The 13,340-nt window shown below is 72.0% G+C and carries 12 protein-coding genes; 6 read left to right on the top strand and 6 right to left on the bottom strand.

Annotated elements, in window-relative coordinates:
• The 4 genes from G5C65_RS18190 to G5C65_RS18175 form a co-directional block, all read right to left on the bottom strand.
• A partial coding sequence (locus G5C65_RS18190; RefSeq protein WP_165299912.1) for a condensation domain-containing protein occupies positions 1–1,576 on the bottom strand: 1,576 nt, incomplete at its 3' end.
• Between the two features lie 2 nt (positions 1,577–1,578).
• Positions 1,579–2,577: a 2,3-diaminopropionate biosynthesis protein SbnA gene (gene sbnA / locus G5C65_RS18185; protein ID WP_165299911.1), complete on the bottom strand. Its 999-nt coding sequence runs from the start codon at positions 2,575–2,577 to the stop codon at positions 1,579–1,581.
• A 50-nt stretch (positions 2,578–2,627) separates the two neighbouring features.
• Positions 2,628–2,780: a hypothetical protein gene (locus G5C65_RS18180; RefSeq protein ID WP_165299910.1), complete on the bottom strand. Its 153-nt coding sequence runs from the start codon at positions 2,778–2,780 to the stop codon at positions 2,628–2,630.
• A 252-nt stretch (positions 2,781–3,032) separates the two neighbouring features.
• The gene (locus G5C65_RS18175) at positions 3,033–3,302 is read right to left on the bottom strand and encodes a hypothetical protein (RefSeq protein WP_165299909.1); all 270 of its coding nucleotides are present in this window, start codon (positions 3,300–3,302) and stop codon (positions 3,033–3,035) included.
• Positions 3,303–3,467: 165 nt separating this feature from the next.
• Between G5C65_RS18175 and G5C65_RS18170 the strand changes: the two genes are divergently transcribed.
• Positions 3,468–4,496: a LuxR C-terminal-related transcriptional regulator gene (locus G5C65_RS18170; RefSeq protein WP_165299908.1), complete on the top strand. Its 1,029-nt coding sequence runs from the start codon at positions 3,468–3,470 to the stop codon at positions 4,494–4,496.
• Positions 4,497–4,630: 134 nt separating this feature from the next.
• Here the strand turns inward: G5C65_RS18170 and G5C65_RS18165 are convergent, their stop codons facing one another.
• Complete coding sequence (locus G5C65_RS18165) at positions 4,631–5,455, bottom strand: ABC transporter permease (protein WP_165299907.1); 825 nt, start codon at positions 5,453–5,455, stop codon at positions 4,631–4,633.
• On the bottom strand, positions 5,452–6,480 hold the full coding sequence (locus tag G5C65_RS18160) for an ATP-binding cassette domain-containing protein (RefSeq protein WP_165299906.1): 1,029 nt from the start codon (positions 6,478–6,480) through the stop codon (positions 5,452–5,454). The genes G5C65_RS18165 and G5C65_RS18160 overlap by 4 nt, the downstream gene beginning before the upstream one ends.
• 264 nt (positions 6,481–6,744) lie before the next feature.
• On the opposite strand from G5C65_RS18160, the gene G5C65_RS18155 reads away from it, so the two are divergent.
• The 5 genes from G5C65_RS18155 to G5C65_RS18135 all read left to right on the top strand — a co-directional run.
• Entirely contained in the window at positions 6,745–9,009 is a 2,265-nt protein-coding gene (locus tag G5C65_RS18155; RefSeq protein WP_165299905.1) for an MMPL family transporter, read from the top strand.
• Between the two features lie 176 nt (positions 9,010–9,185).
• Positions 9,186–10,193: a 2,3-diaminopropionate biosynthesis protein SbnB gene (gene sbnB / locus G5C65_RS18150; RefSeq protein ID WP_165299904.1), complete on the top strand. Its 1,008-nt coding sequence runs from the start codon at positions 9,186–9,188 to the stop codon at positions 10,191–10,193.
• A 9-nt stretch (positions 10,194–10,202) separates the two neighbouring features.
• Positions 10,203–10,691 (top strand): hypothetical protein, encoded by a 489-nt coding sequence (locus G5C65_RS38585; protein WP_206441955.1) that lies wholly within the window; start codon positions 10,203–10,205, stop codon positions 10,689–10,691.
• 444 nt (positions 10,692–11,135) lie between these two features.
• Positions 11,136–11,714 carry a DUF2617 family protein gene (locus G5C65_RS18140; protein ID WP_165299903.1) on the top strand — a complete coding sequence of 193 codons (579 nt, stop codon included), beginning with the start codon at positions 11,136–11,138 and terminating at the stop codon, positions 11,712–11,714.
• Positions 11,715–11,807: 93 nt separating this feature from the next.
• A partial coding sequence (locus G5C65_RS18135) for a polyamine aminopropyltransferase (RefSeq protein ID WP_165299902.1) occupies positions 11,808–13,340 on the top strand: 1,533 nt, incomplete at its 3' end.

The raw sequence follows: 13,340 nt of genomic DNA, 5'->3' as shown, positions 1-13,340 counted from the left end.
CTGCGCCGAGGATGCCCAGGATGGCGGTGACGAAGCTGGTGCCGGGGGGTGCGGCCAGGGCGATCAGGGTGTCGGGGCCGGCGCCGGCCTCGGCCAGCCGGTGGGAGAGGGCGGCGGCGCGGGCGGTGAGTTCGGCGTAGCTGAGGCGGGTGGTGCCGTCGTCGACGGCCAGGGCGTGCGGGGTGCGCTCGGCCAGCTCCCGTACCCGGGCCACCACATCCGTGAACCGGTCCACACCCGCCGGGCCCCGGCCCGCTTCGCGCAGTGCGGCCAGCTCGTCCGGCCGGACGGCGGCCAGCCGGCTGAGCGGCGTCTCGGTGCCGGTCTGCGCGAACTGGTCCAGGTAGCCGAGCAGCCGCCGCAGATGGGCGGTCAGCTCGTCCTCGGTGTAGCGGTCGGGGTGCGCGTCCAGGCGCAGCGTCCAGCCCGCTCCGGGGGCGTCGAGGTAGACGATCTGGAGGTCGGGCACCGGCCCGGTGGACACGTTGTGCAGCAGCGCTGTGCAGCCGTCGCCCAGGTCGAACTCGGCACCGGAGTCCAGGACGTTGACGGTCGGGCCGTAGGAGTGGCCCGCGTCGCCGATCAGCCCGAGGTCGCGGCGCAGCCGGTCGCCCCGGTAGCGCTGGTGGCGGAGCGTGGCGCGGACGCCGTCGGCGGTCTGCCGCAGCAGCGCGCCGCGGGTGTCGGCGGGCGGTACGGACAGCTGCAGCGGGAGGAAGTTGGCGCGCATGCCGGGCACGGACCGTGCGGCGGCGCCGGTGCGGGCCGTCACCGGCATGGTCAGCAGGACGTCGGTGTCGCCGGTGACCTGGGAGAGGTAGCCGGCGGTGGCGGCGATCAGCGCCGTCGGCAGGGTGACCCGGTCCTGCCACGCCTGGGCGCGCAGTCGCTCTGCGGTCTCGGCGGGCAGCGGCGCGCTGCGGTGCAGGGTGTGCCGGGCGGTGCCGGGCAGGGCGCTGGACAGCAGGGTGGGCTGCGGCGTCTCCGGGAACCGCTTCTCCCAGAAGGCGGCGTCCGTCGCCTGCCGTTCGGAGGTCTCGTATCCGGCCTCGTCCTCGGTGAGCAGCCGCAGGGGCGGGAGGGGTGCTTCCGCTGCGCCCCGGTAGAGCGCCGCCAGCCGGGAGTAGGCGAGGGAGCGGCTGAAGCCGTCGACGAGGATGTGGTTGGCGTGGACGAGGAGCCGGGCCCGGCCGGGGCCGAGCAGGTGCAGCTCGCCGCCGTGGGCGTCGGCGCCGAGGGACGCGGGGCGTGCCAGGCGGGTGCGGGTGCGCTCCTGGGAGGCCGCGTCCGGGTCCGGCGCTCCGGTGAAGTCGTGGACGGGCAGCGGTGCGCCGTCGGCGGGGTGGATGGTCTGTACGGGCTCGCCGTCGCGCTCGGTGAACCGGGCCCGCAGGCACTCGGCCTCCTCGACGAGCTGCCGCCAGGCGTCCGCGAGGCGCGCGGTGTCCAGCGGGCCCACCAGGTCGAGGTGGTCGGCCGTGGTGAAGACGGGGTTGCCCGGGTCGAGTTGCTGTGCGTACCACATCTCGCGCTGTGCACCGGAGAGCGGCAGCTCGAAAGGGCGTGTGTCAGGCATCGTCAGTGCACTCCAGAGATGACGGTGTCCGCTGCTGGGGATGGCTCCAGCGCGTCGAGGCCGTACAGATCCCGCACCCAGGCGGCGCGGTAGATGGTGTCGACATAGCGGTCGCCGAGATCGGGCGAGACGGCTACGGCGGTGACGTCCTCGCCGGGGCGGTGCGCGGCGAGCCAGGAGAGCGCACCGTGGACGACGGTGCCGGTGGAGCCGCCGAAGAGGAATCCGCCCCGGGCCAGGGCGTGGCAGGTGCGGATGGTGTCGGCCTCGGACACCAGCACGGTGTCGTCGAGGTAGGACTCGTCGAAGAGGGCGGGCCGCACGCCCGCGCCCAGCCCCGGGATCAGCCGGGTGCCGGGCGGGGCGCCGAAGGTGACGGAGCCGGCGCTGTCCACGCCCACGACCGTGACGGCGGATCCGGGGCGCTCCTTGAAGTAGCGGGCGCAGCCCATCAGGGTGCCGGTGGTGCCCGCGCCGACGAACAGCACGTCCAGGCCGGGGAACTGCTTCTCGATGGCGGGCGCCGTGGTGCGGTAGTGGGCCTTCCAGTTGTCCGGGTTGGCGTGCTGGTTGAGCCAGACGTAGCGGGAGTCGGCGGCGCACAGCTCGCGGACGTGGTTCAGCCGGGCCGCCAGGAATCCCCCGGTCGCGGCGGGCTCGGCGACGACGTGCACCTCGCTGCCCAGGGACTCGATCACCTGGCGGGTGGAGAGGTTGGTCCGGGAGTCGACCACGCACACGAACCGGTAGCCCTTGGCGGCGGCGATCATGCTGAGTGCCATGCCGAGGTTGCCGGAGGAGGACTCCACGAGAACGGAGTCGGGCCCCAGCAGCCCGGCCTGCTCGGCCGCCTCGACCATGGAAGCGGCGGCCTTGAGCTTGACGGAGCCGGCGAAGTTGAAGCCCTCGCACTTGAGATACAGCGGGTAGCCGTAGCTGGGGCGCAGGTCGACGAACAGGTCGTCGGTGTTGAACTCCTGCGGCCTGGTGATGATGGGCACGGTGCCGCCCCCGTTCTGGTGTCGTGGTGGCTGCTGACGTCCGGCGGGCCTCAGTCCCAGCCGACGCCGTCCCGGCCGGTGCCGGGGCGGGCCGCGGTGGCGGCGCCGGGGGCCGCGGGCGACGGCGCGGCCGCGGGCGCGGGCAGGGCCCGGGCGCAGCAGGCGGAGCAGGCGCGGACGGCTCGCGAGTTCACGTTACGCATTGGTATTCTCTCCCCGTGTAGAGCGAATGGTCTTCCGGAAGGTGCCGCTCCCGCGAAGCGGGGGCCAGATTTCGTCTTCCGGTGAAACCAATTCTTGTCGTGCGGGATATCCGATGTCATGTGGCAGCGCTGGCAGGGTGCTGCATCGGCAACTGGTTGCCAGCGGATCAGGATTCGGAGGTTCAGGCACCGGAAAAGCGGGCGCAGTTGCTCCGCGCCCGCTGTTCTTCTGCCGTTCACTTGTCGCGGCGCTCAGTTCTCCCGGGTCCTGCCCGCCCATTCCCAGCCGCACAGCTCGTCGTTCTCCAGGAATCTCGCCACGATCCGCAGGGCCGCCGCCTCGGCCTGTCCGGCCGAGTGCGCCGAGAGGAACAGCATCGCGCTGGCGCCGTCGAAGTCCGTCTCCGCATAGACATGTTCCAGACGGTCCTCGATATCGGCCGCCGCGTACATGAGCTTCCGTACCTGATCCGCGTCCAGAAGGGTCCGTCCGCGCATGACCCGGCCGACGAACATGTACATCACATGCTCCTTCCCGGAGCCGGGGCTACTCCGAGGTATGGATCTTGTGGAGGAACTGTCGCCAACCAGCAACGTGACTCACACCGTTGAGACGTAATATGTGCAAGGCGTGGTCTCGTGACCGGGGCCACAGGGTTCTTCGAGCGAGCGCACATGGGAGATCGCGTGCTGGAAGTACTGGGGGTCAGCGCCAAGGCCGAGGCGGCATACCGCGCGATGCTGGCCAGGCCGGATTTAGGAGTGCCGCAGCTCGCCGCTGAGCTGGGCTGGAACATCTCCGATGTACGTGCGGCGCTCGACGAGTTGGCACGGTTGTCTCTGGTCCGCCAGACCGACCAGCAGCCCGGCGGGCTCCTCCTGGTGAACCCGGAGGTCAGCCTGGTGTCTCTGCTGGCCCGTCAGGAGACCGAACTCACCGAGCGGCAACGGGAGATCATCTCGGGGCGGCTGGCGGTCAACCAGATCGTCGCCGAGTACGTCGACTCGGTGCAGAACCAGCGCCGACTCGAAGTCGAGGAGCTGACCGGTATCGACACCGTGCGCGCGCGGCTCGCCGAGCTGACGCAGGGCTGCACCTCCGAGGTCATGGACTTCACGACCGGAGGAGGGCAGTCGGACGCCAGCAGGGACGCCAGCCGGCCGCTCGACCAGGAGCTCCTGGAGCGCGGGGTGCGGATGCGTTCGCTCTATCTGGAGAGCGTGACCAACCACCCGGACACCGTGAGCTATCTGGAGTGGCTGACCGGCCTCGGAGCCCGGGTGCGGCTGGCACCCTCGCTGCCGCTCCGTATGGTCATCTTCGACCGTGAGTCGGCCATCGTGCCCAGCAACCCCGACAACACCTCGGTGGGCGCGCTGCTGCTGCGCGGCAAGAGCCTGGTCTCCGCGCTCTGCGGACTGTTCGAGCACATATGGGAGACCTCGCCCCCGTTCGGCGGCTCCGCGCCGCGGGACGACGGCACGGGGCTCAGCAGCCAGGCACGGGCCGTGCTCAGACTGCTGGCGCGGGGGCACACGGACGAGGTCGTGGCCCGCAAGCTGGGCGTCTCGGTGCGCACCGCGCGCCGGGTGACCGCGGAGCTGATGGCGGCGCTCGGGGCGCGCAGCCGGTTCCAGGCCGGAGTGATCGCGGGGGAACTCGGGTGGCTGCAGGGCCCCCACGCCGCCTCTGACTCTCCGCGCCCGGAGTCCTGAGCCCCCCGGGCGCGGGGGCGCGGTGCGCGACGCGGCCGCGGGCGGGACGGGGATGCCCTCTGCCCCGGCGGAGCCGGGAGCCAGGGGGAGGCTGGTTGCGCCCCTTGAGGTCGCCATCGACGCCCCCTCCCTCGTCAACGCGCGGCTGCCGTACGGAACAACCGCAGGCACACGGGCACCAGTACGGCAATCATTGCCCCGATCGTCACAGACGCTACCAGCACCGGGTGCTCGACGGGCAGGCTGCTGCCCGTCGAGGCGGGCGCGTTGCCCCACAGCACCCGGCAGGACTCGGCGACCGAGGAGACGGGGTTCCACTCCGCGACGCTGCGCAGCCACGCCGGCAGCCCGCTGAGCGGCATGAACGAGCTGGACAGGAACGAGAAGACGACCAGGACGAGGGCGCCGATCCCGTTGATGGCCTCCGCGTTCCGCATCAGCATCCCGAGCAGCGCGCCCAGCCACAGCATCGCGTAGGCGAAGGCGATCAGCAGCGCGAAGCCGCCCAGCGCGGGCAGCACGCCCCGCTCGACCCGCCAGCCCACCAGCAGCCCGACGCCGCCGACCGCGGCCATGCTGCACATCGCGGGCACCAGGTCGGCCGCCGTGTGGCTGACCAGCACGGCGGGCCGCGCCACCGGCAGCGAGCGGAATCTGTCGATCAGGCCCTTGCCCAGGTCGCCGGCGACGCCGAGCCCGGTGATGCCCACGCAGGTCAGCCCGACCTGGGCGAAGACCCCGGCCATCACGTAGTCGTGGTACTCGCCGGCGCCGACGCTCACCACGCTGGCGAACAGATAGCCCAGGATCACCACCATCGCGACCGGCGTCAGCGCCACCGCGATGATCTTCTCGGGTGTTCTGCGCAGATGCCGCAGATGGCGGCCCGTCAGGGCGGCCGTGTCGCTGAGGGCGCCGCCGAGCGAGCTCGGCGCCCCGGGTGCACTCGCGGTGCTCATGACTTCTCCTCCGAGGTGGACACGGGGGTCTGCTCGCCGGTCAGTTGGAAGAACACGTCGTCCAGGGAGGGCCTGCGCAGGGCGAAGTCGGCGACCTCGACGCCCCGCGCCTCCAGCGCGGCGGCCGAGGCGGCGATCGTGCCGGTCCGGTCGGCGCCCACCGGGAGCGCGACGGTGCGCGAGGACGCGTCCACGGTGGGTGCTGAGGCGCTGACCGGGGCCAGCGCGGACACCGCCTGGTCCAGGGCGCTGCCGGTGGCGTCGCCGCCCTCCGGCAGCGAGATCTCCAGCCACTCCTGGCCGACCTTGCGCTTCAGTTCGTCGGCCGTGCCCTCCGCGAGTACCTGACCGGAGCCGAACACCATGATCCGGTCGGCGAGCGAGTCGGCCTCCTCCAGATACTGCGTGGTCAGCAGCACGGTGACGCCCAGCTCGACCTGTTCGCGGACCATCCGCCACAGCGCCATCCGGCTGGCCGGGTCCAGGCCCGTGGTGGGCTCGTCGAGGAAGAGCACCTGGGGCGAGGAGATCAGACAGGCCGCCAGGTCGAGCCGGCGCCGCATGCCGCCCGAGTAGGTGCGCACCGGGCGGTCAGCGGCCTGCTCCAGCTCGAACGAGGCCAGCAGCTCCTCGGCACGGGACCGCGCCCTGCGGCGCCCGAGCTTGAGCAGGGTGCCCAAAAGGGCCAAGTTCTCCCGCCCGGTGAGGAGTTCATCGACGGCTGCGTACTGCCCTGCGAGGCCGATTCTGCGGCGCACTTCGCGCGGTTCGCGCACCACGTCGAAGCCCGCGACGCGCGCCGATCCGGAGTCCGGTTCCAGCAGAGTGGCGAGAATGCGCACCGTCGTCGTTTTTCCCGCGCCGTTGTGCCCCAGGAGGCCGAGTACAGTTCCGGTTCTCACTTCCAGGCCGACACCGTCCAGCGCACGGGTCTGGCCGTACCGCTTTCCCAGGCCCGTAGCCTGTATCGCGATTTCCACAGAATTCCCCTCCTCAGAATTTCCCGAAGCATGACGGCGGTGCATGGCGGCGGGAATTGAGTAAGTTGCTGTGCCATCCCGACCGGCTGGGGCAGCAGCGATACGGGATCATCGAGGCTGCTCCGCAGAACGTAACAGTGCACCGTCGTGATCAGTGCCGGATATGTCCGTTCCGCAGTGGCAGTACGATGCCTCTGCAGGAAGCTGCACTCGGCCATTCCCCCAACTCCTCAGTGGGGCGCCTAGCGTCGAAATCAATCCCGGACAGCCGCCGCGGCTTGAGGGTTGCCGATGACCGCAGGAGAGGCGATGGCAAGCAAACGGAACTTCGCAGCCGCGCTCGGTGACTGGAGCGCGCAGCACCGTAAGACCGCAATCTTCGGCTGGTTGGTCCTGGTCGCGCTCGTCACCGTCCTGGGGGGCTCCGCCGGGCAGAAGACCATGACCGAGGCCGACTACGGCACGGGCGACTCGGGCCGCGCCGAGCGGATCCTCCAGGACGCCGGACTCGCCCCGCCCGCCGGGGAGCTGGTCCTGGTCGAGAGCGGCCGGCTGACCGCAGGCGACCCGGACTTCAAGGCCGCCGTCAGCGCCACCGTGCGCGCCCTGGAGCGGACCGGCCGGGTGCAGAACCTCACCGACCCCAACAAGACCGGGCTGGTCTCCGAGGACCGGCACGCGGCCCTTATCCAGTACGAGGTCAAGGGCGACCCGGACACGGCCGCCGACCGCATCCAGCCGGTCATCGACGCCGTGGAGAAGGCCGACCGGGACCACCGCGCTGTCAGCCTCGGCCAGTACGGCGCCGCCACCGGCCTCAAGGGCATCAACGACAGCCTCGGCGAGGACCTCATCCGCGCCGAGCTGACCGCCGTGCCCGTCGCGCTGGGCATCCTGTTCATCGTCTTCGGCGCGCTGGTGGCCGCGGTGCTGCCGGTGGCGCTGGCGGTGACCGCGTGCGTGGGCGCGATGGGACTGCTCGCCGTCTCCAGCCAGCTCGTGCCCGTCGACGGCATGACCAACTCGGTGATGTTCCTGATGGGCCTCGCCGTCGGCGTCGACTACTGCCTGTTCTATCTGCGGCGGGAGCGCGAGGAGCGCGCCAGGGGCCGGGACCGCGCCTCGGCGCTGCACATCGCCGCCACCACCTCAGGGCACTCGGTGATGATCTCCGGCCTCACCGTCGTCGTTGCCATGGCCGGGATGTTCCTGTCCGGGCTGACGGTCTTCGAGGGCTTCGCGATGGCCACCATCGAGGTCGTCCTCATCTCCGTGCTCGGCTCCATGACCGTGCTGCCCGCCGCGCTGGCCTGGCTCGGCGACCGCGTCGAGAAGGGCCGTGTGCCCTTCCTCAGCAGGCGCCGCAAGGCCGCGGCCGAGCGCGCCGCGCAGGAGGCCGAGACGGGCTCCCCGCGCCGGGAGAACGCACTGCTGCGCGGTGTGCTGCGGCGGCCCGCGCTGTTCGCCGCGCTCGGCGCCGCGCTGCTGCTGGTGCTGGCCGCGCCCGCGCTCGGCATGAAGACCGAGAAGCTCGGCACCGACAAGCTGCTGCCGCCGGACAACCCGATGGTCGCCGTCTCCCAGAAGATCGGGAAGGAGTTCCCCGGCGCCCCCGCCCCCGCCGACGTCGTGGTCACGGCGGACGACATCACCAGCCCCGAGGTCCGCGGCGCCATCTCCGACTTCGAGAAGGCCGCGGCGGCCACCGGCCGGACCGGCAAGCAGATCAACGTCAAGGTCCACGAGAAGGAGAACATCGCCGAGATCAGCGTGCCGCTCGCCGGGGACGGCACCGACGACACCTCCAAGAAGGCGCTGGAGACGCTGCGCGGCGAGACGATCCCCGACACCCTCGGCAAGGCCGAGGGCGCCACCGCGCTGGTCCGCGGCGACCTGGCGTTCTCCGAGGACTACAACGACCAGCTGAGCAGCAGCATCGTCCCGGTCTTCGCCTTCGTGATGAGCGTGACCTTCCTGCTGATGCTCGTCTCCTTCCGCTCGCCCGTCATCGCGCTCACCTCGATCGTCCTCAACCTGCTGTCGGTCGGCGCCGCCTACGGCGTGATGACGGCCGTCTTCCAGCACGGCTGGGGCGCCTCGCTGGTCGGCACCGAGGCGCCGGGCGCGATCGAGTCGTGGATGCCGCTGTTCGTCTTCGTCGTCCTGTTCGGCCTCTCGATGGACTACCACGTGTTCGTGGTCTCCCGGATCCGGGAGGCGTACGACCAGGGCGCGCCCACCCGGGAGGCCATCGCGCAGGGCATCCGCTCCACGGCGGGCGTCGTCACCAGCGCCGGGCTGATCATGGTCGCGGTCTTCGCGGTCTTCGGAACGCTGTCCATGCAGGACTTCAAGCAGCTCGGCGTCGGCCTGGCGGTGGCGGTGGCGCTGGACGCGACCGTCGTACGGGCCGTGCTGCTGCCGTCCGTCATGGCGCTGCTGGGCGAGGCCAACTGGAAGCCGCGGCGTTGGCGCCGTGCGCCCACGCCTGAGGCTGGGCCTGAGCAGGCCGAGTCGGCGCCGACGCCGCCCGGCCGGGGCGGGGCCGCCCGGAATGTTCCGGTGAGCCACTGAGGGCAGACCGGTTGTCGGGGCGGCGGGGAGGCTCCCCGCCGCCCCGGCAGGGACGGCTTCCGGGCTGCCCCTGCGGGTGCAGCGCGGCCTCCCGTCCGCGAACCATGCGGCCCCGCAGGCACGTGGCCCAGGCCGCTCCACCACCGACCCACCGTCACTACCCCGAGAGGCAAGCGATGTTCGAGTTCAGCGTCATCACCGGGACGACCGCACGGGACGTCATCGCCCGGACCCGCCCCGAGATCATCGAGCAGGTGCGGCAGACCTACCTCGCGCACGACGCGGGGGACACCGTCAACCCCGACAGCTACTTCCTCCGCTTCCCGGAGAAGCCGGATGCGCGCATCATCGCGCTGCCCGCCTATCTCGGCGGCGGCGAGGGCGTCGCCGGCATCAAGTGGATCGGCAGCTTCCCCGCCAACATCGAGGAGGGCATCCCGCGCGCCTCGGCCGCGCTGCTCCTCAACGACTACGCGACCGGCTACCCCTTCGCGCTGCTGGAGGCATCGCAGATCAGCGCAGCGCGCACGGCCGCCTCCGCCGTGCTGGCCGCCGAGCAGCTCACCGGGGGCCGTACGGCGGCGCGCGTCGCCGTCGTCGGAGCGGGCATCATCGCCCGCAACATCCTGGAGTTCTTCGCCGCCGCCGGCTGGTCGTTCGGCGCGCTGACGGTGCACGACCGCGTCCCCGCCTACGGCAAGGCGCTGGCCGCGCACGGGCGCGAGACGCTGGGCTGCACAGCGGAGACGGAGGACGACCTGGACGCGGCGCTGCGCGGCGCGGACCTCGTCGTCCTGGCGACCACGGCGGGCGAGCCGTACATCACCGGGGCCCGGTCCTTCGCGCCGGGCCAGATCGTGCTCAACATCTCGCTGCGCGACATCGGACCCGAGATCATCCATTCCTCGAACAACGTCCTGGACGACGTCGAGCACTGTATGAAGGCGAACACCTCGCCGCATCTGGCGGAGCAGATGTACGGCAACCGGGACTTCGTCAACGGCACCCTCGCACAGCATATGCGGGGCGTCTTCAAGAACAGCCCCGCGAAGCCGGTGGTCTTCTCGCCGTTCGGGCTCGGCGTCCTCGACCTGGCCGTGGGCCTGCACGTCTACCGCGCGGCCCGGGAGTCGGGCGAATCCGTCGCCGTCGACGGGTTCTTCGGGGAGACCAGCCGTTGGTAGACCTCGTACATGGGGGTCTATTTACTCGCACTCGGTATCGGGGTCGTCGTGCTGGCGGCCATCGTGGCGGCCGGCGAGATAGCCGCGCGCTCCCCGGGCAGCGACGTCACCCGCTACCCGGAGCCGTGGCAGTATCCGCAGAGCTACGCGGACAGCTACCGGTACTCGTGGTGGGCGGCGGAGCGGCACGGACCGGCGCACTGCGGCGGGGCCGAAGGGCCCGGCTCGGGCAGCGGGTACGGGCACGGGTACGGGCACGGGTACGGGCACGCCGCGTCGTTCCACGGCGTCCACGGGGACGCGTCGTCCGGAAGCGGATGCGGGGGCTTCTCGTCCGCCGACGCGGGTGACTCGGGCGGGTCCGGCAGCGGCGGCGACGCCTCGGGCGAGGCGGGCTGCGGCGGCTGCGGAGGCGGTGACGGCGGCGATGCCGGTGACGGCTGCGGCGGCTGCGGCGGCTGCGGCGACGGCTGTGGCGGCTGCGGCGGCGGCGACTGAACCACACGCTCCGGATTCGCAGCGCGGAAACCCGGGATTCCGAAACCGCGGCCGTGGAATCTGAAACTCCGGAACTCCGGGAGAATCCGGATCCGAGTTCTCCCAACTACCCGGGCTCACACGCGTATACACACCAGCACGCGTGTTGCAGCGGGGGCGCCCGCACCGGTGCGGGCGCCCTTCCGTGTTCCGGCGCGCAACCGCACACTACCGGTACAGCCCCCGGTTTCCCCGGTGTCCAGGCGTTTCCCGCCCCCTCTCGTGCCCTTTGTGGGGGAACACCTGACCTGGTCCACACCGATGGGATGGATATCCGGAGAACTTGGGTAAAAGGGCTGAGGACGCGACGCTTTCCGTGATTCTGTGAAGTGGCGTCCCGGGCTCTGGTCCCTTGTCGAGGGGTGGGCCGGCCCACCCTCCACTGCGCGTTTGCGGAGCCGACCCATGCTCACAACTCTCAAGACCGCCTACACCGACACCCGCGCCGGCGACCTGGCGTGGGTGCTGGGCCGCGAGCCGCTGCCGGCGCTCGCCTCCCTCGACCTCGAACTCTCCGGCGCCCATGTGCAGTTGCGGCTGCTCGGCGCCTCGCACCAGGTGCTGCTCGACGAGGAGTACGGCGGCTGCTCCGAGACGGTCGCCTGTATGCCGGGCAGCAGTACCCCGCTCCCGCTGGGTGTGGCCAAGCGGTTCGGCGAGTGGGAGTACGAATTCGCGGCGCGCGTCGAGAAGCTCTCCGGCGGTTCGTTCGCGGGGCGCGCGCAGGAGCTGCTCGCGCTCGTCGCCGACCATCCGAACGGGCTCGTCGGCACGTTCCCCGGCGACCCCTACGCCTTCACCGCGCTCCTCGTCCAGCGGTTCGAGGGGCAAGTGCACTGGCGCACCTGGCACTCGTACCCCCAGGAGGGACGGATGGTGGCCACCCGGACGCGGGTGGGCGCGCGGGTGCCGGACGCGGGCGAGCGGAGTCCGGACGGGGCCCGGCGCCCCGCCGCGCCGCCGCGCGGACGCGCGTTGGCCTGAACCCTGAACGGGGGGTCGCGCGGGGTGTTTCGTCCAGCCAGAGAACTCGTGTGGGTGACCGAGAGTGCGATTCATGTCACGTAGCGTTCACACATGATCGACCGCCCCTTCGAGCGCTTCGACCGTGACGCACGCGAGGAGGGCGTCCGGCTGCCGGTGACGGCGGCGCTGGGGCGCTGGCTCATCCTGGCGTCGGTGTTCATGTGCGCCGCGTGCGGACTCGTCTACGAGCTGGAACTGGTCGCTCTCGCCTCGTACCTGGTCGGGGACTCGGTCACCCAGACGTCCGTCGTGCTCTCGGTCATGGTGTTCGCGATGGGCGTCGGCTCGCTGCTGGCCAAGCGGCTGCGCTGCTCGGCGGCTGCCGGGTTCGGCTGTATCGAGGCGCTGCTCGCGCTGGTCGGCGGCGGCTCGGGGATGGTGCTCTACGCGACGTTCGCGTGGATCGGAGAGGTGCGCACCGCGCTGGTCGCCATCGCGTTCGTCATCGGCGTCCTGATCGGCGCGGAGATGCCGCTGCTGATGACGCTCATCCAGCGGATCCGCCGGCAGGACGCGGGCGGCGCGGTGGCCGACCTGTTCGCCGCGGACTACGTGGGAGCGCTGGTCGGCGGCCTCACCTTCCCGTTCCTGCTGCTCCCGCTGTTCGGCCAGCTGACCGGCGCGCTGTTCACCGGCGTCGTCAACGCGCTGGCCGGAGGCGTGGTCGTGCTGTGGCTCTTCCACCGGGACCTGAGCGCCCGCCGCCGCTGGTGGGCGCTGACCGCGAACGCCGTGGCGATATCCCTGCTGCTCGCGGCCACCGCCTTCGTCGCCCCGTTCGAACGGGCCGCGCGGCAGGCGGTGTACGGCGCCCAGGCGCGGGTCGTCGAGCACACGGACGTCCAGGAGGTGGTGCTGACCGGCGCGGTCGGCACCCGGGCCACCGCGCCGGGCCCGGACGAGCTGCGGCTCTTCCTGGACGGGCGGCTGCGGGCCCGCGGCTCCGACGCCGGCCGCTACCACGAGGCGCTGGTCCGCCCCGCCATGGCCGAAGGGCCGCACCGCCGCGTGCTGGTGCTGGGCGGTGGGGACGGGCTGGCCGTGCGCGAGGTACTGCGCTATCCGGGCGTGCGCTCGGTGACCGCGGTCGAGCGCGACCCCGGGCTCACCCGGCTCGGCCGCGCCGACCCCGGCCTGCGCACGCTGAACGACGGCGCGCTGGACGACCCGAGGGTGCGGGTGCAGGGCGCGGACGCGTTCGGCTGGCTGCGCGAGGCGAAGGCGGCGGGCCGCCCCCGGTACGATGTCGTCGTCGCCGACCTCCCCGACCCGGGCATCGCCGCCAGCAGCCGGCTCTACTCGCAGGAGTTCTACGGCCTCGCGGCACGCGTCCTGGCCCCGCACGGGCGGCTCGCGGTGCACGCGGGCTCCCCCTCCGTCCGGCCCCGCGCGTACTGGACGGTGGAGTCCACGATGCGCTCCGTCGGCCTGGACGCCGAGCCGTATGTGCTGGACGGGCGGCGCAGCCGCTTCTCGTCCGGCCCCGACCGCTCCCTCCCGCACCGCGCGGGGCGCGGGGGCCGCGCCCGGGACTGGGGCTTCGTCCTCGCCCGTCCGGACGCCCCCGCGCTCGCCCTGGCGTCC

It is taken from the genome of Streptomyces boncukensis (assembly GCF_011045075.1).
Classification (GTDB): Bacteria; Actinomycetota; Actinomycetes; order Streptomycetales; family Streptomycetaceae; genus Streptomyces; species Streptomyces boncukensis.
Note: the sequence above shows the minus strand (reverse complement) of the source record. Positions and strands in the feature narration are given on the sequence as shown.